This window comes from Coriobacteriia bacterium, assembly GCA_031292615.1.
Lineage (GTDB): Bacteria > Actinomycetota > Coriobacteriia > Anaerosomatales > JAAXUF01 > JARLGT01.
In genome coordinates this window covers 20,984-43,520 of the sequence record JARLGT010000114.1, presented here as the reverse complement: position 1 = coordinate 43,520, position 22,537 = coordinate 20,984, and the positions used below count along the sequence as shown (strand labels likewise).

Below are 22,537 nucleotides of genomic sequence, written 5' to 3'. Positions count from 1 at the left end.
GAGGGGACCTAAGAATGGCTGCACCACGAGGTCGCTCGACGCTGCCCATCGCCATCACGATCGTTGGCGCGGTGCTCCTTTTCATTGTTCTGCCGCTCATCACGTGGTTCTCAAGTGTCTGGATAGACTTCTTGTGGTTCGCCGATCTGGGGCAGAAGAGCGTGTTCCTGACGCGAATCTGGTCCGAGCTTGCGATCGGCGCGGTCTTCGCAGCGATGACCTTCGTCGTTCTCTACGTGAACATGCGCGTGGCCCGCAAGATGGCGCCACGTGCCACCCCCGTGGCGGTTCCCAACAACGTGCCCGAGCAGTTCGCGGTCGTGCTTCAGGCCATTCGCACCAACATGGGGCCGATCCTGGATCGCGCGATTCTCTGGGGCTCGCTGATACTGGCGTTCCTCAACGGGCTGGGCATGGCCGCGCAGTGGCAGACGTTTCGCCTCGCGCTGAACGCCGTCCCGTTCGGCTACGTCGACCCGCAGTTTGGCAAGGACGTCAGCTTCTTCGTCTTTCTGCTGCCGGCGTTCACCGCGTTGGCCGACTGGGCGATGGGTCTGCTCATCCTGACCACGATTCTGACGGCCGCCGTGCACGTCGCCGACGGGGCTATCCAGCCCTGGGCGCGGTTCAAGGGATTCGCGCCGCATGTCAAGGCGCACCTGTCGGTTCTGGCGGCGTTCATCGTCGCGGTGTGGGGCTTCCAGTACTGGATCGACATCTACAAGCTCGACTTCTCGGTGACCGGGCAGATCATCGGCGCTGGCTACACTGACGTCCACGCGCAGTTGCCCGCGTACTGGATCCTGATTGGCGTGTCGGCGGTCACGGCCATCGCGCTACTCCTCAACATCCGCTACAAGGGCTGGCGCCTGCCGCTGACCGCCCTTGCCGTGTGGGTGGCTGCCGGTATTCTGCTCGGAGTCGCGTGGCCAGCGCTCACCCAGGCGTTCATCGTCAGCCCCAACGAGCAGGTGCTCGAAGCGCCCTACATCTCGCGCAACATCGCCATGACGCGGACCGCCTTTGGCCTGAACGACGTGAAAGGCCAGAGCTTTCCCGCCGATGAGAGTCTGACGGCGACCGGGGTGATCTCGGACCCCCAGACGATCCAGAACGTGCGCCTGTGGGACCCCAAGGTCGTCGGACAGTCCTACGCGCAGCTGCAGTCGATCCGGCCGTACTACGAGTTCCCGGACGTCGACGTCGACCGCTACGTGATCAACGGCGTCGAGCAGCAAGTGCTGGTCTCGGCGAGGGAGATGAACTCCTCGTCGCTGCCCGCGGCTTCGCAGACCTGGGTCAACCAACACCTCGCGTATACGCACGGGTTCGGACTGGTGATGAGCCCTGTGAACTCGGCTGACTCGCGCGGATTGCCGCAGTTCATCATCGGCGACATCCCGCCGACAACCACCAGCGACCTGAAGATCACCGAGCCGCGCATCTACTTCGGTGAGGCGACCACGGACTACGCCATCGTCGACACCAAGTCCCAAGAGTTCGACTATCCGCAGGGCGAGACCAACGCGTACAACACCTACAAAGGGAAGGGCGGCGTGCCGGTTGGAAACCTGGCGCAGCGCCTCGCGTGGGCCATCGACCTCGGCTCGACCGACCTGTTCCTGTCGCCGGCGGTCGGCTCGAACAGCCGAGTCCTGATGCGCCGAGACCTGATGACGCGCCTCAAGACGCTGGCGCCGTTCCTGACCTTCGAGAACGACGCGTATCCCGTCCTGGTGAACGGCCGCATTCTTTGGGTGATCGACGGATACACGAGCACCGACTCGTTCCCGTACTCCGAGGGGCTGCCCAACGACCCGTCAACCACCTACCTGCGCAACTCGGTCAAGGTCACGGTCGACGCGTTCGACGGCACGACAACCTTCTACGCCTTCGACAAGACCGACCCGATACTGCAGGCGTGGCGCAAGGTCTTTCCTTCGCTGGTCGTCGACGGCGACAAGATCCCGCAGGACGTGCGCGACCACTTCCGCTACCCGCAGGGCATCTTCGAAGCGCAGGCCGAGATCTACCGCACCTACCACATGACCGATCCGCGCGTCTTCTACAACAAGGAAGACCAGTGGGAGCTTCCGGGCGAGCGGATCGGCAAGACCGTCGAACCGTTCTACGTCCTCATGAAGCTGCCGGGCCAGACCGCCGAGCACTTCTACCTGATGCAGCCCTACACGCCCAGAAACCGTGACAACATGATCGGCTGGGTCGCAGCCAACTCAGATCCGGGGAGCTACGGCGAGCGAACCGTCTACCTGTTCCCCAAGGATCGCGTGGTTCTCGGCCCGCAGCAGGTGAGCGCGCGAATCGAGCAGGACTCCGTGATTTCGCCGCAACTCTCGCTGTGGCGGCAGGGCGGCAGCCAGGTGCTGCTCGGCAACATGCTGGTTCTGCCGATCAAGAACTCCATCGTCTACATCCAACCCCTGTACCTGCAGGCCGACACGACGGCCATCCCCGAACTCACCCGCGTGATCGTTGCGTACTCGGACAAGGTTGAGATGGAAGCGACCCTGCAAGACGCGCTGATGAAGGTGTTCGGGCAGCAGGCGCCTTCGACGGCGTCGGACGGCTCGACTACTGCGACCGGAACGCCTCTACCGGCGGCAACGACAGGGGATGCGGCGCTTGCGCAGCAGCTCTATCTCGACGCCACCAAGGCACAACGCGCCGGCGACTGGGCGACGTACGGAGCCAAGATAACCGAACTCGGCAAGGTGCTAGAGCGCTTGGCTTCCGCTCGCGGCAGCAAGGCTGCGACCGCCACCAAGTAGCGGATTCGAACGCATAGACTCGGGGGCGGCCTGCATCGCGGGTCGCCCCCGACTTGCGTTCTGGTGGCCGGGGGATTTGCCGGTCTGGCAACGGTTCGGTATACTATCGAACGTTCGTTTGGTATTCGTGGCGCTGCAGCGTTGGGCCGGATGACGACCGGGACGGCCCTCGGATCTGCGCAGCAGTCGCCGGAAGACAAAGTCCGGTCTGATCGGCCGCGAAAGGTCCGCGCTTTTTGGGCGGGCATTAGAGACCGAACAACACATGAAGGTCCACACCGCCAAGATGCATAGCGCTTCTCTGGCATGAGACGACGGCTAGCCGTCCGAACGTGCCGGATGCGAGGCAGCTAGCCCCTCACCCCCAGCCCCTCAGCTGTCCAAGGCCGTAGTGCGGCCTTCTCGCCTCCGTGCCGTCGTCTGCCCTGTACCCGGTATTCGGAGGTTGTTCGTGAATTCAAGCACTCGTGTTCGCCTGATGTCGCTCGTGGTCGTCGCGCTGTTGGCGACGCTGATCTTCGGGATCGCGGCCTCGCCGGCCATGGCCAAGACCATGAAGCACAAGCATCGGCACAAGAAGGAAGCGTATACGGTTCGCGTCATCCGCAAGGTTGCGGCCCGCTACAAGCTTTCTCAAGCCGACGTGAAGGCGCTCATCAAGCTGGCCTATCGTGAGAGCAGCTGGGATACCCGCTGCGTGACAGGCAGCTACCGCGGCTTGTTTCAGATCCGCACCAACAGCAAGAAGTGGAGCGATCCGTTCTGGAACACTGCGCGAGCCATTCGCGACATCAAGGGTGTCTACAAGACCCCGCGCCGTGCGCTCGCACACAGCTACAGCCAGGGTTGGTACTAGGCCCCGAACTTTCGGGTGGTAGGTGTGGCGCCGGGAGCTCTCCGGCGCCACACGTGTTTTGGGGTATCTTCGTTGGGACGCAAACCACGCTCTCCCTCGGGAGGTCCTGAGAACATGTCCGACCCTTCCGGCTCCGACGCGACCAAACCACCGATCGGCGAGTCGACTCCACAGCCCGCCACGCCCCCTGCCGAGAACGCTGCAGAGTCGGCCGCTGCGCCCGCGCCCGCCCCTCAGTCTGCGAAGGCCGCTGGAAGCGCGGCGCCTGCCTCCGCGGCCGAACCCGCGCCCGCACCGGAGCCCGAACCGGCTGCGCCCGAGCCCAAGCCCGAGTCGCTGGTTGACGCGATCGCCGACCTGCTTCAGATGGCCGTCAACTACCTGCGCCAAGAGGCCGCTGGCGTCATGCGCGACAAAGTGGTGCTACCCGGCCAGCAGCTTGGGCGCCTGATTGCATTTGCGTTGGCCGCAGCGTTCACCCTTTCGCTGGGCATCGGCTTCGTGGCCGTCGCGATTCTGCTCGTGCTCGCGCACTACCTGACCTGGCCAGGCGCACTTGCACTTATCGGCGTGCTGCTGCTTCTCGGCGCCGCGCTGTTCACGTACCTCAAAGTGAGGAGCATCCAGTCATGACACCCGACCCGGCAAAGGGCCAGCCGCTCTACATTCCGCCAGCGGAGCGCGTGTCGCTCGACGAGCTCAAGCAGCGCGTGGGGCAGATTCAGGACCTGGCGCTCGTGCAGAGCAAGCAGGTCGTGCGCGAGGTCTACGAGGAGAACGTCACGCGAGCCGTGCTTGTCGCGGTGGGCGTCGTCGTGGTTGCAGCGTCGATCGCCTACTTCCTCGGGACGCGGGCGTCGCGCAACGTCACGATCACGAACGTGCCGCCCGCCTAGCATGAGCGCGCTCACCATCGGACGCATCGACGTTGCGCCTGGCGCCCTCGAGGCGCTCGTCCGCGCCGAGCCAGCGTTTGCGCGCACGTCTGTGTCGCCCGCACTTGCCCAGCGGGCGCTGGCGCTTCTGCCCGGGCTCGCGCGCCACACGTGCGAGAACGGCACGTCGCACGGCATGATCGCCGAGCTCTCGGATACCGAGACCCCTCACCTCCTCGAACACGTCGCGGTCGAGATTATGGCGCTGTCCGGCTCGCCGCGTTCGCTTCGGGCCGAGACCAGCTGGGACTTCGCCACCGACGGCCCCAACGTCTACAGAGTGCGCCTCGCCTACGACATCGACCTCGTGGCGCTAGGCTCGCTGCGTGAGGGCGTGAGTGTGGTCGACTGGCTCATGGGTCTTCCCGCCGAAAAGCCCGACGTCGACGCGATCGTCGCGGGACTGCGCGCGGTGCGCGCAGCCGCTGCGGTCAGCTAGCCGCCGCCTACCGCCAACCGGGCGCCGCTCGCCCTGGCCCGTTTGACCTGCTCGGCGAGGCGCTGTTAGAGTTCTCCGCACACCTCGGCTGGCATAAGCGGGGGCTGCACATAGCACCACGGATGTGAGGGAAGAGGGCGCAGTCTGGCCCAGCCACCCCTCCAAAGTCCCCCGCCAGGGCGGCGCGAAAGCGCTCAAGCCGGAAGCGGGTCGGCCCCGGACCGGTATCCCGGGAATTGAGGTCTCGCGTCAAGGCTCACCGGCCGCGCGGGACGAAGATTGGTGGTACCGCGAATGCCCCCTCGCCCAATCAGGCGGAGGGGGTGTTGTGTTTTCCGGTGAGGATGAAGACATGGGTACTGCCAGAATCGTGTTCGACAGGTGGTCCGATCGCTACTCGGACTGCATCAACGGAGTCCGCAGCAGCGCGGTGCGCGACCTGTTTGCCGCCGCGTCGCGTCCCGACATGATCTCGCTCTCCGGCGGGATGCCCGCCGTGGATCTCGTGCCCGCTGACGCGGTCGCACGGGCGGCTCACGACGCGGTCCTGCAGGAGGGGATCGCCGCACTCCAGTACGGCGGAAGCGATGGCCGCCCCCAGATCCGCCAGCTCGTCACCGAGCTCATGGCCGAGATCGGCGTGCGCCTCAAGCCCGAGGACGTACTGATCACAGCTGGTGCGCAGCAGGGTCTCGATCTTCTTGCAAAAGCGTTCATCAACTCGGGCGACGTCATCATCACGGAAGGGCCCACGTACGTGGGCGCTCTCCAAGCGTTCAGTGCGTATCAACCCGACGTTCGCTGCATCCCGATGGACGACGATGGCATGCGCATGGACCTGCTCGAAGCCGAACTCGCGAAACTCGGCGCGCGCGGCGCCAAGTTCATCTACACCATTCCGAACTTCCAGAACCCCGCCGGCGTCACGATGTCGCCGGAGCGCCGCCGTCGCCTGCTCGAACTCGCGCGCGAGTACGACATCCCCGTTGTCGAGGACGACCCGTACGGCCGCCTGCGCTTCGATGGCGGCCACATGAAGCCGCTGCGCTCCCTCGACGACGAGGTCATCTACCTTGGAACGTTCTCGAAGATCTTCGCACCGGGCCTGCGTCTCGGATGGGTGACCGCGCCCAAGCCGATTCTCGCCAAGGTGTTGCTGGTCAAGCAGGCCGCCGATCTATGCGGAAGCAACTTCGCGCAGTGCACCGCCGAGCGCTACTTCCAAGGCACCCGCTGGCGCCGCACGCTCCAAGCTCTCACGCGCACGTACGCCGAGCGGCGCGACGCGATGTGCAACGCGCTTGCGGAGCACTTCCCGCCCGAGGCGCGCTGGACCAAGCCGGACGGAGGCTTCTTCGTCTGGGTCGAGCTGCCAACGTATGTCGACTGCGCCACAATGCTTGCCGAGGCGGTCGAGCGCGGTGTGACCTACGCGCCGGGTGACGGCTTCTACCCGGACGGCGAGACGGGCAAGAACTGCATGCGGCTGGCCTTCTGCTACGCTGCCCCGGAGCAGATCGAGGAGGCCATTCGGCGCCTCGCCGAGGTCATCGAAGATCGACTTGAGCTGTATCGCGCATTCATCGCGGCGGGGGCCCTGCTGCCGCGCGAAGAGGGGGCGGCATGAAAGAGAAGATCGCGGTCTTGATGGGCGGTCGTTCGCTCGAGCGCGAGGTCTCGCTCGCGAGCGGGCGACGAGTCTGCGACGCACTGGAGGCGGCCGGCTACAAGGTGCTCGCGCTCGATGTCACAGCCGACCTCGTCGCGACCCTGCGCTCAGAGCGCCCGGACGCCGCCTACATCGCGCTGCACGGCAAGTACGGCGAGGACGGCACCATCCAGGAGTTGCTCGAGTTTCTCGGCATTCCGTACACGGGTCCGGGGGTCGTGGCGTGTGCGCTGTCGTGGGACAAGTCGGTCACCAAGCACCTCTTCACCGAGAAGGGCATCCCCACGCCGGCTTGGGTCACGCTGACCGCCGACGCGTTCAAGGAGATGGGTGCCGCTACGGCGCTCGACCTCATCCCCGACGCGGTCGGCGGCTTCCCGGTCGCGGTCAAGCCGGGCCGACAGGGCTCGGCGCTCGGCTTTCGCCGCGTCGACTCGGCGGACGACCTGGCCGATGCGCTTCTCTCGGCGCTCAGCTACGACACGAGCGCCATCGTCGAGGGCTGGATCCAGGGCACCGAGCTTGCGGTCTCGGTACTCGGCGAGGGTGCGGACGCACTCGTGCTGCCGGCCGTCGAGATCGTGCCCTCGGGCGAGCTGTACGACTTCTCGGCGAGGGTGACACCGGGTGAGGCCGAGTTCTTCGCGCCGGCTCGGATCACGGCCGACGCGGCGAAGGCCGCCTCCGAGGTCGCGTGCGCGGTCCACAACGCTTTGGGCTGCCGCGACGTGAGCCGAGTCGACATGATGTTGGATGCCGAGGGCAACCCGTTTGTGCTCGAATGCAACTCGTCTCCGGGTATGACAGAGACCTCGCTCCTGCCCATGGCAGCAGAAGCTGCGGACATGACCTTCCAAGATGTGGTATCAAGGCTCATAGAGGCCGCTCTATCCCGAGGAGATTCGGGTAAGTAGCCAACTGAGGCCCGGTGCACGTTGCCGGGCGCAATCATCGACGTACGACGCATCGATTCACGGAGGTGCTTGAGGATGTACGAGAGGCGTGGAGGTTCGGTCTTCGGTGCGTTTCTTTTGGGCGGTCTGATCGGAGCGGTGCTCGGCTTGCTGTTTGCGCCGCGTCCCGGTTCCGAGACACGCGAGATGCTCACCGAGCGGGCCAGCGATTACTGGGGCCAGGCAGGCGATATGTACGCGACCGGCGTCGACAAGGTGAGCGAAGTCGTCGACACGGGCAAGGTCACGGCCAATGAGAAGAGCGAGCAGCTCCGCGAGAAGATCGACGAGGCGCGCACGCGTCTGCAGGAGCAGGTCGCCAAGTCCGCCGAGGTCGCCAAGGACAAGCTGACCGACGCCGCGCCAGCGGTCAAGGACGTCGTCGACAAGGCTGCCGAGGGCACTAAGTCCGGCGTCGACATGGCCGCAAGCAAGGCTCACGAGGGTCTCGACTTCGTAGCCAAGAAGGCCGCTCCCGGCGAGACGCCCGTTGAGGACGCCGTCGACGCAGCCAAGGACGTCGCGTCCGACGCGGTCGACGCCGTCAAGGACGCCGTCCCCGAGGTCTAGCTTCGGGGCCGCGCCATGGTACGCTCAGACCGGCCCTCAGCTGAGGGCCGGTCTTCGTTTCTCCCGGCTAGAGGCGGACGGCGCCCATGAAGCTCACACTGCAGGCCTTGGACCGGTTGCCGGTCTACGGCGAGAAGAACCGCGCGGGGACGCGCAAGAAGATCGGCAAGGTGGTCGACGTCGTCTTCGACGCCGAGAAGCCCGTTGCCGTGGGCTACTTGGTCGCGCGCCCCGACATCCTGTTCATCTACCGCCGCAAGGATGTCTTGCTCGCTTTCGATCGAGCTACCGTGCTGGCCGACAAGGTCGTTGTCGATGGTAAGGCTGCATGGGGCAAGCCCGCAGCCAAGCGGCTCGGGATCGACTGGGACAAAGCCGTCATCTGGCGAGGCATGAAGGTGCGGTCCGAGGCGGGCAAGCCGCTGGGCTACGTCCGCGACGCCGTCATCGACGAGGACGACGGACGGCTCAACGGCCTGGGACTGACGAGCGGCATCGCGGCCGACGTGGCGATCGGGACCGTCGACATTCCGGCCAAGCTGGTCAACGGCTGGGACGGCGAGGCGATAGTCGTGCGCGAAGAGGTGCGCGCTATCGAGTCCGACGGCGGGGCAGCGGCGGTTGCCGGCCGCGCGGCGGCCGTGGCGCAGGATCAGGCGACGAAGGCCACGACGGCCGCCGTGCAGGGAGCCAAGACCGCGGCGGCGTATACGAAGTCAGCGGTCAAAGTCGCCGCCAAGAGTGACACGGCCAAGAAGGTTGGCGGCTTCCTCAAGTCGATGCGCGACACCATCGTTGAAGCTGCCGGGCCGCCCGACGACGACGACTGAGCGCGGGCAGAGTGCCAAGCCCCGCTATACTGGTCAGCACGCCCTACAGACAGACGAGAGATGACTCGCAGACTACGACCACTATCGTTCGATGACCTCGGCCGGCTTCCCGCCGGTTGTGGCGGCTGCACGTTCTGGGAGAGCGCTGGCGAGCGCGCGCGGCTGTGCGGCGCCACATGCGATGCCGAGTTGCAGCGCGCGTGGTATCGCCGCGTCACGGACGAGTGGGGCGAGTGCGGGCGCGTCGCCTACGAGGACGACGAGTTGCTCGGCTTCATCAAGTACGCGCCGAGCACCTACTTCCCGCAGTCGCAGACGTTTGCCGCTGCGCCCACCGATCCGTCCGTGCCGCTGATTTCGTGCCTGCACGTCTCGGTGGACGCTCGGCACCATGGTCTGGGAACGGTATTGATCCGCGCGGCATTGCGCGACCTCGTGGGCAGGGGAGAGCGCCGCGTCGAGGCGTTCGGCTTCAACGCTCCTGGCGCCGTGGTCGACGACATGCCGATGCTGGGTACGCCGTTCCTGATTCGCAACGGCTTTACCGTCGCCCACGCCGACCTGCTCTTTCCGCTGATGAAGCTCGACTTGAAGTCGCTGATCATCTGGCAGGACAACCTCGAGGCCGTTCTCGAGTCGCTTCGCTTCCCGCTTCGGGTGCCTTCGCGGGCCCCGGCATCGTGGATGAAGGGACAGTAGCCACATGACTGACGCCCCGCGCAAGGCGGGTTCGCGCGAGCGCGTTCGCAGCTACCTGGAGGCCCACGGCCTGGCCGAGGGTCTCTTCGAGTTCGAGCAGTCGACCAAGACGGCTCAAGAGGCGGCCGATGCGATGGGCTGCGAGCTCGGGCAGATCGTGAAGTCGCTGGTGTTCGTGGTCGACGACAAGCCGGTCGTCGCGCTGGTCGCGGGCGACCGCCGAGGCGACACCGACGCGATCGCGGCGCTGCTCGGCGGGGGCAAGGCGCGATTCGCCGACGCCGACACGGTCCGTGCTGCCACCGGGTACGCGATCGGCGGCGTCTCGCCGTTCGATTTGCCGGCCGAACTCCCGCTGTTTGCCGACTCGTCGCTCGGGCGTTTCGAGACGGTCTACCCGGCGGCGGGCACGCCGTCATCGATGGTCCGCGTGCACCTCGCCGAGCTCCTAGAGCTCTCGGGTGCACACGTGGCAGACATCTCGCAGTAGACGTTCCTTATGACCTCCTCCGATACCCGCATCGTCGTCCCCCCGCGCGAAGGCATCAGCCTGCTGAGCGCGGTCGCCGGTGTCCTGCTGGCTGCAGCCCTCGTTGCGGTGCTGTGGGGTTTGAGCGGGCCGGTTCGCGTCGACGTCGACGGCATCTCGCGCACGGTCAAGCCCGGCACGACCATCGCCGACCTGGCCGCCGCGCACTACACGAACGGTCGAGCCGGGTCGCTGTTCAGCATCAAGGGCGGAATCATTGGCATGAGCGCGGGCGACCCGGGCACCTACGAGCGCAACGGACGCCCGGTCGACGCCACGCAGCGCGTCTTCGAGGGCGACGTCATCACCAGCCACTCCGGCGCAGACCGCACGGAGCGCACGATTTCTACGACGGTCTCCATCGACCCCACCGCCACCATCCAAGGCACCGGCCCGATTCTGACGGTCGTGCGTCCCGGCAAACCGGGAGTCTCGGTGGTGCGAAAGGGCGCCATCTCGGGTCAGATCGTCTCCAATACGGTCGTCACCCCCGCCGAGAACATCGTGCTGCAAGCGTCGATGCCCGCCTCGGGCGCGAAGCTCGTCGCCCTTACCTTCGACGACGGCCCCTGGCCGGTCCAGACCGAGAAGATCGTCGCGATCCTCAAGGCCGCGGGCGTGCGCGCCACGTTCTTCGAACTCGGCCAGCAGGTGCAGCACTACCCAGCCATCTCGCGCGCGGTGATCGCCGCGGGTGACGTCATCGGCAATCACTCGTGGAATCATCCGTTCCTCACCAAGCTCAAGGCGCCGGGCGTGCGACATCAGATCGCGGATGGGGCCTCCGCGATCAAGGCCGCCACGGGCGAGACCGCCACGCTCTTCCGCCCGCCGTACGGTGCCATCAACAACACGGTCTGGGCGCAGGCCAAGACCGAACATGAAAGCATTGTGTTGTGGGATGTCGACACGCTGGACTGGTCGAAGCCAGGAGTCCCCAAGATCCTGAACAACCTGCAACGCGAGATCGGTCGGGCCTCGATCGTACTGATGCACGACGGTGGGGGAGACCGCAGCGAGACGATCGCCGCTTTGCCGTTGGCGATCGACTGGCTCAAGGCGCAGGGCTACACGTTCGTGACCGTCAGCGAACTTGAGGCCGCGCGCTAGAGGCTAGAACCGTCTCGGCGTGTCGGGTCTGATGATGCGTGCTGGGGTCACGACTATGTCGACGCACTCGTCGTGGTCCTCCGTTGGGATGTGCTCGAGCACCTGCTCGTCGAAGGCGACCCCGATCCGCACGCACTCCGGACGCATCATCGGCAGGAGCCGATCGTAGTAGCCGCCGCCGTATCCCAGCCGCGTTCCCTGCACGTCGAAGGCGACGCCAGGCACGATGACCGCATCGATGCACTGGTGTGGCGCATGACCTGCGTGCTCGCTTGGCTGAGCGAGCCCGAACGGCCCCGGCACCAGCTCCATCTCGTGATCCACGTAGTGCATGCCGAGAACTCCCGGCGCCTCGATGCGCGGATAGGCAATCCGCACGCCGCGCTTGCGCATTCGCCAGATCGCGGGCATCGGGTCGAGCTCGTTGGGCAGTGCCGCGTAGGCGAGGATCGTCGCTACGCTCGAGAGTTCGGGGAGTTCGAGGAGCACGAAAGCCAGCTCGTGAGCGGCGGAGCGTCGCTCCGTCTGCTGGACGCTATCGCGCGCCAGCCGGGCGCGCGAACGCGCCGCGCGCTTCGCTTGCGCGACCGCTTCAGCGTCGGCACTCTTGTCGTTTGCATGGGCCATATGTTCCTAGCTCATCCCCAGAGCTTGCATCCCGAGAAGCGCCACGGTGAGTCCGATCACCACCACGACGGTTGTCCACCCCAGGACATTGTAGACCCGACCGTTGACGTACCGCCCCATGATCCGTCGGTCGTTGACGATAATCATCATGAAGATGAGCAGGAACGGCAACAGCACTCCGTTGACCGCCTGAGAGAGCACCATGATCGTGATCAGTGGGGCATTCGGGATCAGCACGAAAACGGCGCCGAAGAAGATGACGAACGTGTACAGGCCGTTGAAGACCGGCGCTTCGGACCAACTACGGTCGATGCCGCGCTCGAAGCCGAACGCCTCACAGATCGCGTAGCTCGCCGTTAGCGGCAGAACGCACGCTGCCAGTAACGACGCGCCAAAGAGGCCGATCGCGAACAGGATGCTCGCGTAGTGGCCGGCGACCGGCGCCAAGGCGCGCGCCGCGTTCTCGGCGGAGGATGCGCGGATGCCGCGTGGGTAGAGCACGGCACCGGTGGTGACGATGATGAACCACGCCACGATGTTGGCCGAGATAGCGCCGCTGATCACGTCGACGCGCTGGTAGAACATCTCTTTGACCGTGACGCCTTTGTCCACGATGTTGCTCTGCACGAAGAACTGCATCCACGGCGCGATGGTCGTGCCGATGGTGGCGATGACGATGAGCACGAATCCAGTCGTCGGCACGAACTGCGGAACCACCGTGGCCTTGAGCACCACACCCCAGTCCGGCTTGGCCATGAACGCGGCGACCACGTATGAGAGGAAGATCGCCGAGAGAGCGAGCCCTACCTTCTCGACGCGCTGGTAGCTGCCTCGGACGACCAAGAACCACACCGCGATCGCGGCGAGCGGGACCGAGACGTACTTCGAGACGCCGAACAGCTCTAGGGATGCGGCGATTCCCGCGAACTCGGCGACCGACGTAGCCGCGTTGCTGGCCAGCAGGCAGAACATCGCAAAGAGTGTGGGCCGGATGCCGAAACGCTCGCGAATGAGTGCGGCGAAGCCCTTGCCGCTCACCATTCCCATGCGCGCCGCCATCTCCTGAACGATGACCAGCGAGAACGTCATGACGAAGATCATCCACAACGTGGCGTAGCCGTAGCTGGCCCCGGCAGTCGAGTACGTCGCGATGCCGCCGGCGTCGTTGCCAGCGGAGGCCGCGATGATGCCCGGCCCGAGCGCGGCGAGAAGCAGCATCACGCGGTTGCGCGTGCGCTTGCTCGGCGACTCGATGAGGGTGTCGGTGGTCGGCGTCGTCATGCGGGAGCCCTAGCCAGCCGCGATCGACGAGGTGGTGAGCACTGCAAGCGCGATCACGAAGACGACGGTGGCCGTCGCTCCGATAGCCATGAGCGCTACCGAGACCGAAGCTTGCGAGACCTTCTTGTCTGCGGCGGCGCGCTTCTCGGCGAACCAACCGATGATGGTGCCCGCGATCGTGACTACCAGCACCGCGAGCCCCAGCGCCGTGCCGAGGCCGAGGGCGAACGTCTGCGCGTTGTTGTCCTGAGTCGCGAGCGCGAGGTCGGCGACGCCGAACGTGATGAGTCCGATGAGCAGGCCGAGTCCCAGTCCGGACAGCCCGTCGAAGGCGAGCCGGCGCCACAAAGGCGGGGAGTCCTCGTCGTCGGCTTCGATGACGCGCGACATGGCGTGACTGGCGACGTCCTCGGCGATGCGAAGCACGACGGGCGAGAACAGGATCGCCATCAGCGGAGTGAGTGCGAGCGCATAGACCGAACTCGGGCCGCCGTGTGCCGATGTCGTGGCCCATCGCGCGAACCCGGCTGCCGAGAGAAACGCGAGACCCCACACCACGAGCCAGCCGTTGCGGCTGACCCACTGCCACAGCCCGGCGACCGCAAAGCCGTCTCGGCGACCGGTGGCCATCTCGAGGTCCTCGGCGGACTCCTCTTCGAGTACGTCCAGGGCGTCGTCGACCGTGACGATGCCGAGCAGGCAGCCGTTCTCGTCCAGTACCGGCAGTGCGAGCAGGTCGTACTTGCTCATCTGCTCGGCGACATCCTCTTGGTCGTCGTCGACGTGCGCGGTGAACAGGTCGCGCTCGGCAATCTCGCTGACCAGCGTATCCGGCGACGACATCAGCAGGTCGCGCAGCGAGATCACTCCCGACAGGCGACAACCGGCCTCGACGACGTAGACGTAGTAGACGCTCTCATGCTCGGCCGACTCGGCGCGAAGCTTCTCGATGACGGCTTGGACCGTCATGTCCTCGCTGACAGTCGTGACCTCTGGCGTCATGATGCCGCCGGCGGTCTTGTCCTTGTAGCCGAGCAGCGAGCGGATCGAGCTTGCGTCCTCCACGCCCATCAGGCGCAGCAGGCGCTCCGCCTTGTCGTAGGGCAGGTCGCCGATGATGTCGGCTGCGTCGTCCGGGTCCATCTCGGCGAGCAGGTCGGATGCGCGGGACTCGGAGAGGTCGTCGATGACGTCGGCCTGCAGCTCGTCCTCGAGCTCGGAGATCGTGTCGGCGGCCGACTCGTTGTCGAGGTGCGTGAAGATCGCGGCCCGCTGGCTCGGGGAGAGCTGCTCGATGATGTCGGCGACGTCGGCCGGGTGCAGCTCGTCGAGGCGCTTGTGCGTAACGGAGAGCTTGACCTGCGACAGGTCGCGGTCGAGCAGGTCCATGTAGTTCCACGCGATGAGGTGCTCCGAGAGCTTGCCACCAAAACGATGCACCACCCAGTCAGTCGCGGTCTCGAGTGCCGGCGAGATGCCCCGCAAGATGCCGCGCGCGCCCACCTCGGCGCCGAGAAGTCGGAGCTGGTTGCGGGATTCGGACAGCTTGAGGTCGTTGACGCGCACGACCTTCATGCCCTGAGTGTCGACAATCTGCTTGCTCATCAGGTCGCGCGCGAGCAGGACCTCGTCGGGCTGCAGGTAGCTGAAGCGCAGGTCGGCCTGGGGCACGTTGAGTGCGATCTGCTCGCCGTCAAACTCGGCGACGTACTTGCGCCATGACAGCATGAAAGGCGTCCGGTCCGGACCCTTGAAGGCAAGCGATGTTACGCGGGGAAAGACCTCGCCCGTGGCGATGGCGATGTCGCTGATGTGGCCGATCTCTTCGCCTTGGGCATCGAGAACCGGCTTGCCCAGCATTCTGGACAGGTAGATCATGGCGCACTCCCTCCTGGCCGAGTCCTGCGCGTGGCAGACGCGCGTGGCGGTTCTAGAGACTCGGTGGATCGCACTGGCGAGAACCCCCCTCGGGTCCCGCCGACGAGTCGGAGGAGTGCCGAGGGGTCTACGGACTGTGTGGTTTCACGAAGACCCTTGTCTTCCGGTTACATGTCGGACAACGAAAAAACCCCTGCGTCCGGATGGACGAGGGGCTGCGGCTGGCACACGGCGAGCGTGTACATGCCCGGTCGCGCACGCCCGCCAAGGGCATACGAATCGGACGGATTCACCGCTCACATCCCTCGTCGTGGATTTGGCACTGTCCGACGTAGGGCGCACGACGCGTGGTGTCGTCGACGCAGCGGAGTCGTAGCTCCGCCTTCGGTTCCGGTCGCTTTCGCGCCGGGCCGCGTGCCCAGCCACCTTAGCCTTCGCCTTAAGCCGGCGAGGGCTGTTCTACCCATTGGCGTCTCTCGACATTTCCGGGCAGTGGCCTGTGTTCGAACAGGAGCCGCACCGTAACGGACGGAGCTGACTTCCTCGATGTCAATGCCTCGCACTGACGTTTCCGCCGGTTCTGAGGCATTGGCAAGCCTACACCTGCGATTGAGGCCGGGCAACCCCCCGGGGTGCTCGTCGACAACGGCGCTCCAGCGCTCCGTTGCAGGAGAGTGCCCCTGCCGCCGCGAATACCTCCGCACGACCCTTGGGATGGAAGGGGCTACCGGCATGAGTGAGCTGCACCGCATCGAGATCGAGTTCGACGATCGATGCTACGAGGCTTTGCTTGGGGAAGCAGAGCGGCTCCACGTGGGGGTGGAGCAGGTTATCGAGCGCGCCGCGGCGGCTTGGGTCACCGACATCGCCGAGAGCACACCGTGCTGCACGCCGACGGTGACGCTCGTCAGCTAGCGCGCACCCCTGGCCGCGAGCCACGCTGCCGCGAACTCGGCCCAGCCTTCGCCGCGCTCACGCGATGCGGCGTACACGTTGTTGCGGGTCAGCGCGGCAGCCTGCACCCTCGCGTCCGCCTGCGCGTTGGCGACCACCACTCCCAGTGCCACCGCATCGGCCATCGCTACGTCGGTTGCGGCATCGCCGATTGCCGCCGCTTGCTCGCGCGCAAGCCCTCGGCGGGCAAGGTCGCGTTCGATGGCGCCCGACTTGGCCACGCCAGGCGGCATCAGGTGGTACGCGTGGACCTCGGCGACGTTGACCAGGCCCGTCGCCAGCGGATGGATGATGCCGTTGTCGACGATCGTCACCGCCACATCCAGCTCGCCGAGAACCTCGCGAGCCTCCTCGACGTCCAGTGAACCGCGCAGAAGCACGGTGGCTTCTCGGTTGACGTGATAGGGAGCGTGCGGCTCGAGCTTGCCAGGGAAGGCAGCGACGAGCGCCTCGACGGCGCCGGCTCGGATGATGCGCTCGTACGGCGTCTCGCCCGCAGCGAGCGCTTCGCACGGCCAGTCGCCCGTGAAGTAGATGGGGTCAGCCCCGCGGTCCGGCACGATGACGCAGCCCAGCTCGGCGACAAATCCGCGCCAGCCCAAGAGCCGCGAGATCTCGGTGCACTGGATGCGGTTGCGCCCGGTAGCGAGGACGACGGGGAGTCCGGCGAGGTTGAGCGCGTTGACCGCCTCGGCGGTTTGGAGTGCGGGCTGGCCTTCTGCGTCGACCAGCAGCGAGCCGCCAAGACCCAGCAGCGTGCCGTCCAGGTCGGTGTAGAGAATTTCGACGCGCGAAAGGGCGTCGAGGGCGGCCGGGCTATCGGCAAGAAGAGGTATTGTCATGCGCCGATGATAGCGCGACCGCGACACGACCAGCGCCGCTCGCGGCCGATTCCTTCCGCATCTAGTTTCCTCGCGGTATAAAGGACAGATGTCGCGCACGCGGCGAAGACGCGAGGAGTCTGCACCCATGAACGACGAGTTCGAACTTCCGTTCCCTCAGTACCGATGCCCCACATGCGGTAAGGATCTGCCGCTCGGTGAGGCCCGCATAACCGTGACCTGTGCCGCGCACCTGAAGTTCGAGGCGGTCGAGTTCGATGTACGTCGAGCCGAGGACGCCGATGAGGACGCCATCGAGCTGCTGTGCGAACGTGCCTTGGGCGAGACAGAGGTCGATGTGTTCGGCGCGACGTTCGACGTGATCGCGGGCGTGAACCTGATCGCCGTGGCCGGCGGAGAACTCGTCGGCCTGCTGTCGATGGCGATCGTTGCCGGCGAGGTCACGATCGTCATGCTGTCGGTCTACCCCGACTACCAGGGCAAGGGTGTCGCCACGGCTTTGCTGGCCGCCGCCGACAAGTTCGCGGCAGAGCACAACTTGAACTTTCTGCGCACGGCCATCACCAACGACGACATCGTTCAGCTGTACTTCTTCCAGCGCCATGGCTTCGCCATCTACGAGGTTGGTGTTGGCGAGGTGGCCGATCGTTTCGGCTCGGCCTCGGCCGGCTTCTCCGGCATTCCGGTTCGTGACGAGCTGCGGCTGCGCCGCGCCGTCTGCTCCTAGGTTCCCAGTACGTCCACGTTACGAGGGGGTTTGCGCATGACCCGCACCACCCGCACGCTCGCAATCACTTTGGCCGCTTTGATGTTGGCCGCGGTCGGCCTGACCGGCTGCTCCCAGTCGAGCACCGTGACCTCCGACCAGCCGCACTCCGGCACGGAAACGCCAATCTCGGTGAAGATCGGCACGCTTCCCACCGAAGACTCGTTGCCGCTCTGGGTCGCCCAGGATCGCGGCTACTTCGCCGTCGAGGGCATCCCGAAGGTCGAGATCGTCGAGTTCCAGTCCGCGCAAGAACGTGACGCCGCCTTCGCATCGGGCGCCATCGACGCCTACATGGGCGACATCATCGCGGCGGCGGACCTGCAGGCCGCCGGCAAGGGCAACAAGATCGCGACCGTCATGCTCGGCGCTGATCAGAGCCAGGGCCGCTTCGGCATCGCCGTGGCTCCCAAGTCGACCATCACTGCGCTGCCGCAGCTGGCCAACGTGCCGGTGGGCACGTCCTCGGCGACCATCCAAGAGTACGTGCTGGATGGTCTGATGAGCGAGGCCGGCGTGGCCAGTGACTCGGTCAAGGTCGAAGAGGTCAAGAAGGTGCCGGTCCGGTTCCAACTGCTGATGAGCGGTGGCCTGAAGGCAGCAGCGCTGCCCGAGCCGTTCCTGAGCCTCGCCGAGCAGGGCGGCGCCAAGATCATCGCCGACGACACCAAGGCCAAGGCCAACCTGTCGCAGACCGTGCTGGTGTTCTCGGACTCGTTCCTCGCCAAGAAAGGCGGCACCGCCACCAAGGATGCCGTGCTCAAGGCGTGGGATGTTGCCGCCAACGACATCAACAAGGATCCCAACGCGTACCGCGCCGAGCTCGTAACCAAGGCCAAGTTGCCCAAGTCGCTCGCGGCGTCGTACCAGGTCAACACGTATCCGATGCACCAGCTGCCCGCCAAGGCCGACGTCGATGCCGTGCTTGCGTGGATGAAGTCCAAGGGCTACCTCAAGAGCGACGTCACCTACGAGCAGCTCACCGTAACCAAGTAACGAGGCGCGCACCGTGGCGACGCTCGAGTTCGATTCAACAGGCATGACGTACGAGGGCTCGGACCGTTCGGTCCGGGCCCTCGACGCGCTTACCCTGTCGGTCGCCGAGGGCGAGCCGGTCGCCGTCATCGGCCCCAGCGGCTGCGGCAAGTCCACGCTGCTGCTCATCGCCGCCGGCCTGCTGACGCCGACCGAAGGCGCCGTGCGCGTTGGCGGCTCGGCGGTCGACGGGCCCCGGCGCGAGACGGCCCTGATCCTCCAGGACTTCGGGCTGCTGCCGTGGAAGACGGTCGAGGCCAACGCGGCGCTCGGCTTGACGGTGCGCGGAGTCGCGCGCACCGAGGCACGCAAGCGTGCGGCCGATGCGCTCGAGCGCGTGGGGATCGCCGAGTTCGCGCGGGCGTACCCGGGCGAGCTGTCGGGTGGCATGCGCCAGCGTCTTGCACTCGCGCGGGCGGTCGCGCTCGACGCCGACCTGCTGCTGATGGACGAGCCGCTTTCGGCGCTCGACGCTCTGAAGCGCGAGGACCTCCAAGACGTGCTGCTCGAGTTGTGGCAGCGGCGCGGGCACGCGCAGGTGCTGGTCACGCACTCGATCGACGAGGCGGTGTTCCTCGGGCGGCGCGTCGTGGTGATGTCGCCTCGGCCGGGCAGAGTCTCGGCGATCGTCGACAATCCGGGCGTGGGCGGCGCCGGCTACCGCGCAAGCGAGGAGTTCTTCCGCGTGGCCGTGCGGCTGCGAGCGGCGCTTGCCGAGGAGGGCGCCGTGGGCGTCGCGAGCGGGAGCGCATCGTGAACGGGCTCGCGCGCAAGGTTCTGGGCTACGTGGGCGCGAGCGTCGCTCTACTTGCGGGCTGGTGGCTCATCGCGCTCTGGGTCAACTCGCCGGCGCTTCCCGGACCGTGGATCGCGTTCGTGACGTTCTTCGAGCAGTGGCCCATCATCTGGCCGCATATCCTGATCAGCGCCGCACGCGTGCTCGCGGCGATGGCGATCGGGACGGCGCTCGCGGTTCCGCTCGGGCTGATGCTTGGCCGCTCGCCGCGCGCCGATGCGATCGCGGCGCCCATCATCTTCCTGACGTATCCCATCCCCAAGGTGGTCTTCCTGCCGGTGCTTCTGGTGCTGTTCGGCCTCGGCAACCTGCCCAAGGTCGCGCTCATCGCGCTCATCGTCTTCTTCCAGATACTGGTTACAGCGCGCGATGCCGCCAAGGCCGTGCCCGAGGCCAGCATCCTGTCGGTCCGCTCGCTGGGCGCCAGCCGCTTCGACATCTACCGCCACGTCATCATCCCGGCGTCGCTTCCCGACATCTTCACCGCGCTGCGCATCGGCACGGGCACCGCGATCGCCGTCCTCTTCCTTGCGGAGACAATCGCCGGAAGCGACGGCATCGGCTACTTCATCGGTGACGCGTGGGGACGCATCGACTACCCGGCGATGTTTGCCGGCATCATCGGCATGGCGCTACTCGGCGTCGTGCTCTACGAGGCGCTCGACGCTCTCGAGGTATCGCTGACTCGCTGGCGCAGGACGGCCAAGTAGCGCGCTACTCGAGCGCGTCGTCTATGTCGAAAGCCTCACCATCTGCGTCGGCGTCGGCGACAAGGCTCGGCAGCTGCAGGACGTTGGCGGCCTCGATATCCGGCAGGCTCTCGACAGAGCGCAGCTTGCGCTCCATTGCGCGGCTGCGCTGCTCGGTCTCGCCGATCGTGTTGGCTGCCGTGTTGAGCTGCTTTCTCACCTTGACCAGCACGTCGCCGAACTTCCCGAACTCGGTCTTCACGGCGGCGAGGATCTTCCAGACTTCCGAGGACTGTTGCTCGATAGCGAGCGTCTGGAAGCCCATGCGTAGCGCGCTCAGGAATGCTGTGAGGTTGGTTGGGCCGACGGGCACGACGTGGTACTTGTTCTGCAGTTCGTCGGCGAGGGTAGGGTGGCGAAGCACCTCGGCGTAGAGCCCTTCAGTCGGTAGGAACATGAGGGCGAACTCGGTAGTGAACGGCGGGCACAAGTACTTGGAGCTGATCGCCTCGGCCTGCACCCGAATCGAACGTGCAAGCGCGTCCGACGCCTTTTGCACCGCCTCGACGTCGCCGCGTTCCGCGGCATCCTGGAGACGCACGTAGTCCTCTTGGGGGAACTTCGAGTCGATAGGGAGCCAAACGCAGGAGTCGGGGTCGTCGCTGGGACCCGGCATCCGCACCGCGAACTCGACGAGCTCGCGCGAGTCCTCCTTGACCTTCACATTCCGAGCGAACTGCCCTGAGGTGAGTGTCTGCTCAAGCAACGCCCCGAGCTGCACTTCCGCCCACGTGCCGCGGGCCTTCACATTGGTCAGCACGCGCTTGAGGTCCCCGACCCCGGTTGCGAGGCTTTGCATCTCTCCGAGGCCACGCTGCACGGCCTCGAGGCGATCGCTCACGAGCTTGAACGACTCGCCCAGACGCTTCTCCAGCGTCACATGAAGCTTCTCGTCGACGGTGTTGCGCATCTCGTCGAGTTTCTTCTCGTTACTGTCCTGGAGCTCCTTGACCCGCAAGTCGAAAGTGGTCCTGATGCGATCCAGTGTCTGCGCGTTGGTCTCGGTGAGTTCTTTGAGCTGCTTGGTCAGGCCGTCGAGTTGCGCACGCTGCATGTCGCCCATCGCACTCAGGTTGCCCGAGAGTGTGGCGTTCGCCGTGCCGAGTCCTGCCGACAGCTCGTCCCTCGACTCTCTGGCGGCGCGCGACGCCTCCTCGCGTCCGGCCCGAAGCTCCTCGCGCAGCTGCGCCGCGTCGCCATCGCTGGCCGACGACTTGAGCAGAACCATCACGATGAGAACCGCGTTGGCCAGACCGACTGCTACCAACAACCACAACAGGAAAGTGCTCATGAACGCGCGCTCCAATGAGATTCGAGGGGCTGCCAACGGGCTACAGTTTCACCGGTACGCCCGAGTGTAGGACAACTCGCGGACTCCACCCTAGCGCGGCGGTCTGACATCGACGCATTGTCCGTCGGCGACCGCGCCTGTACACAGGCCCTGCCGGCGGTTCCGTTCGCTCCAGCGTCCGAAAAGTTCGACGAGGCTAACTAATCGGGTATACGTGCCCTGAGGGAGGTCTCGATGTTCGAGGATCGCGAAGACGCTGGTCGCAAGGTTGGTGCGCTGCTCGGCAGGTACGCCGGGGCGCCAGAGACGGTCGTGCTGGGCATTCCGCGTGGTGGCGTGGTCGTGGCCGCCGAGGTTGCGCGCGAGCTGCGCCTGCCGCTCGACATCGTGCTTGCTGCCAAGGTCGGTGCGCCCGGCAACCCCGAGTTCGCCGTGGGGGCGTTGACTGCCGACGGCGAGCTGCTCGCCAACCCACGGGCCCCCGTCGACGCCTCCCAACTCAACGGTCTCGCGTCCGACGCTCGCGCGAAGATCGCGCGACAGCTCCACTCGCTTCGAGGGGCGCTGCCCGCCGCGAGAATCGAGGGTCGCCAGGTGATCGTGGTGGACGACGGGCTCGCCACCGGCCTCACGGCGCTTGCAGCCACTCGCTACCTGCGTCGCCAAGGCGCCGCGCGCATTGTGCTGGCGGTCCCGGTCGCGGCCCGCGACTCGGCCAAGCTCCTTGCTCGCGAGGCAGACGAGTTCGTCTCGGCGGAAACGCCGCAGGATTTCTTCGCAGTCGGCCAGTTCTACCGCACCTTCGGGCAGACCGACGACAGCGAGGTCCGAGACCTCTTGCAGCGAGCCGCACATGCCCCGCCGAACAACCTTGAGCCGCCCTAGACGTTTTGACCTCGGGGTACTCGGGTACCGCCCCGAGGAGGGCATTCTGCCGTG

General features: G+C 66.1%; 23 protein-coding genes and 1 riboswitch. Of the genes, 18 read left to right on the top strand and 5 right to left on the bottom strand.

Features of this window, described 5'->3' with window-relative positions:
• Positions 1 to 14: 14 nt before the first annotated feature.
• From P4L93_10530 to P4L93_10475, 12 genes are all read left to right on the top strand, one after another.
• Positions 15 to 2,789: a UPF0182 family protein gene (locus P4L93_10530; protein MDR3687379.1), complete on the top strand. Its 2,775-nt coding sequence runs from the start codon at positions 15 to 17 to the stop codon at positions 2,787 to 2,789.
• A 451-nt stretch (positions 2,790 to 3,240) separates the two neighbouring features.
• On the top strand, positions 3,241 to 3,645 hold the full coding sequence (locus tag P4L93_10525) for a hypothetical protein (GenBank protein MDR3687378.1): 405 nt from the start codon (positions 3,241 to 3,243) through the stop codon (positions 3,643 to 3,645).
• Between the two features lie 114 nt (positions 3,646 to 3,759).
• Complete coding sequence (locus tag P4L93_10520) at positions 3,760 to 4,278, top strand: hypothetical protein (GenBank protein MDR3687377.1); 519 nt, start codon at positions 3,760 to 3,762, stop codon at positions 4,276 to 4,278.
• Positions 4,275 to 4,541, top strand: a complete 267-nt coding sequence (locus P4L93_10515) for a hypothetical protein (GenBank protein MDR3687376.1) — start codon at positions 4,275 to 4,277, stop codon at positions 4,539 to 4,541. The genes P4L93_10520 and P4L93_10515 overlap by 4 nt, the downstream gene beginning before the upstream one ends.
• Before the next feature lies 1 nt (position 4,542).
• On the top strand, positions 4,543 to 5,019 hold the full coding sequence (locus P4L93_10510) for a hypothetical protein (protein MDR3687375.1): 477 nt from the start codon (positions 4,543 to 4,545) through the stop codon (positions 5,017 to 5,019).
• 352 nt (positions 5,020 to 5,371) lie between these two features.
• A complete protein-coding gene (locus P4L93_10505) occupies positions 5,372 to 6,646 on the top strand; it encodes a PLP-dependent aminotransferase family protein (GenBank protein ID MDR3687374.1) in 1,275 nt (424 codons plus the stop codon).
• Positions 6,643 to 7,602 (top strand): D-alanine--D-alanine ligase, encoded by a 960-nt coding sequence (locus P4L93_10500; protein ID MDR3687373.1) that lies wholly within the window; start codon positions 6,643 to 6,645, stop codon positions 7,600 to 7,602. Before P4L93_10505 ends, P4L93_10500 begins: the two co-directional genes overlap by 4 nt.
• Positions 7,603 to 7,677: 75 nt before the next feature.
• Complete coding sequence (locus P4L93_10495; protein ID MDR3687372.1) at positions 7,678 to 8,211, top strand: YtxH domain-containing protein; 534 nt, start codon at positions 7,678 to 7,680, stop codon at positions 8,209 to 8,211.
• A gap of 86 nt (positions 8,212 to 8,297) precedes the next feature.
• Entirely contained in the window at positions 8,298 to 9,041 is a 744-nt protein-coding gene (locus P4L93_10490; GenBank protein ID MDR3687371.1) for a PRC-barrel domain-containing protein, read from the top strand.
• Positions 9,042 to 9,101: 60 nt separating this feature from the next.
• Positions 9,102 to 9,740, top strand: a complete 639-nt coding sequence (locus P4L93_10485; GenBank protein ID MDR3687370.1) for a GNAT family N-acetyltransferase — start codon at positions 9,102 to 9,104, stop codon at positions 9,738 to 9,740.
• Positions 9,741 to 9,744: 4 nt separating this feature from the next.
• Complete coding sequence (locus P4L93_10480) at positions 9,745 to 10,230, top strand: YbaK/EbsC family protein (GenBank protein MDR3687369.1); 486 nt, start codon at positions 9,745 to 9,747, stop codon at positions 10,228 to 10,230.
• A gap of 9 nt (positions 10,231 to 10,239) precedes the next feature.
• Positions 10,240 to 11,379, top strand: a complete 1,140-nt coding sequence (locus P4L93_10475; protein ID MDR3687368.1) for a polysaccharide deacetylase family protein — start codon at positions 10,240 to 10,242, stop codon at positions 11,377 to 11,379.
• Between the two features lie 3 nt (positions 11,380 to 11,382).
• On the opposite strand, the gene P4L93_10470 is transcribed toward P4L93_10475, so the two are convergent.
• From P4L93_10470 to P4L93_10460, 3 genes are read right to left on the bottom strand one after another with little or no spacing between them, the layout of a single operon-like run.
• Positions 11,383 to 12,006, bottom strand: coding sequence for a 5-formyltetrahydrofolate cyclo-ligase (locus P4L93_10470; GenBank protein MDR3687367.1), 624 nt, complete (start codon positions 12,004 to 12,006; stop codon positions 11,383 to 11,385).
• A gap of 6 nt (positions 12,007 to 12,012) precedes the next feature.
• The gene (locus P4L93_10465; protein MDR3687366.1) at positions 12,013 to 13,287 is read right to left on the bottom strand and encodes an Nramp family divalent metal transporter; all 1,275 of its coding nucleotides are present in this window, start codon (positions 13,285 to 13,287) and stop codon (positions 12,013 to 12,015) included.
• 9 nt (positions 13,288 to 13,296) lie between these two features.
• The gene (locus tag P4L93_10460) at positions 13,297 to 15,165 is read right to left on the bottom strand and encodes a CBS domain-containing protein (GenBank protein ID MDR3687365.1); all 1,869 of its coding nucleotides are present in this window, start codon (positions 15,163 to 15,165) and stop codon (positions 13,297 to 13,299) included.
• Positions 15,166 to 15,459: 294 nt separating this feature from the next.
• Positions 15,460 to 15,701: riboswitch (M-box (ykoK) riboswitch) on the bottom strand.
• A gap of 196 nt (positions 15,702 to 15,897) precedes the next feature.
• Between P4L93_10460 and P4L93_10455 the strand changes: the two genes are divergently transcribed.
• The gene (locus P4L93_10455; GenBank protein MDR3687364.1) at positions 15,898 to 16,080 is read left to right on the top strand and encodes a hypothetical protein; all 183 of its coding nucleotides are present in this window, start codon (positions 15,898 to 15,900) and stop codon (positions 16,078 to 16,080) included.
• Here P4L93_10455 and P4L93_10450 read toward each other — a convergent pair.
• Complete coding sequence (locus tag P4L93_10450; GenBank protein MDR3687363.1) at positions 16,077 to 16,961, bottom strand: HAD hydrolase family protein; 885 nt, start codon at positions 16,959 to 16,961, stop codon at positions 16,077 to 16,079. The two genes, P4L93_10455 and P4L93_10450, sit on opposite strands and share 4 nt — an antisense overlap.
• A 127-nt stretch (positions 16,962 to 17,088) precedes the next feature.
• Here P4L93_10450 and P4L93_10445 point away from each other — a divergent pair, with 127 nt between their 5' ends.
• The 4 genes from P4L93_10445 to P4L93_10430 are packed head-to-tail and all read left to right on the top strand — an operon-like array spanning position 17,089 to position 20,268.
• A complete protein-coding gene (locus P4L93_10445; GenBank protein MDR3687362.1) occupies positions 17,089 to 17,688 on the top strand; it encodes a GNAT family N-acetyltransferase in 600 nt (199 codons plus the stop codon).
• Between the two features lie 36 nt (positions 17,689 to 17,724).
• Positions 17,725 to 18,723 carry a MetQ/NlpA family ABC transporter substrate-binding protein gene (locus tag P4L93_10440; GenBank protein MDR3687361.1) on the top strand — a complete coding sequence of 333 codons (999 nt, stop codon included), beginning with the start codon at positions 17,725 to 17,727 and terminating at the stop codon, positions 18,721 to 18,723.
• 13 nt (positions 18,724 to 18,736) lie between these two features.
• Positions 18,737 to 19,519: an ABC transporter ATP-binding protein gene (locus tag P4L93_10435; GenBank protein MDR3687360.1), complete on the top strand. Its 783-nt coding sequence runs from the start codon at positions 18,737 to 18,739 to the stop codon at positions 19,517 to 19,519.
• Positions 19,516 to 20,268 carry an ABC transporter permease gene (locus tag P4L93_10430; protein ID MDR3687359.1) on the top strand — a complete coding sequence of 251 codons (753 nt, stop codon included), beginning with the start codon at positions 19,516 to 19,518 and terminating at the stop codon, positions 20,266 to 20,268. Before P4L93_10435 ends, P4L93_10430 begins: the two co-directional genes overlap by 4 nt.
• Positions 20,269 to 20,272: 4 nt before the next feature.
• On the opposite strand, the gene rmuC is transcribed toward P4L93_10430, so the two are convergent.
• Positions 20,273 to 21,598, bottom strand: a complete 1,326-nt coding sequence (rmuC, locus tag P4L93_10425; protein ID MDR3687358.1) for a DNA recombination protein RmuC — start codon at positions 21,596 to 21,598, stop codon at positions 20,273 to 20,275.
• 234 nt (positions 21,599 to 21,832) lie between these two features.
• Between rmuC and P4L93_10420 the strand changes: the two genes are divergently transcribed.
• On the top strand, positions 21,833 to 22,483 hold the full coding sequence (locus tag P4L93_10420; GenBank protein ID MDR3687357.1) for a phosphoribosyltransferase family protein: 651 nt from the start codon (positions 21,833 to 21,835) through the stop codon (positions 22,481 to 22,483).
• Positions 22,484 to 22,537: the final 54 nt, after the last annotated feature.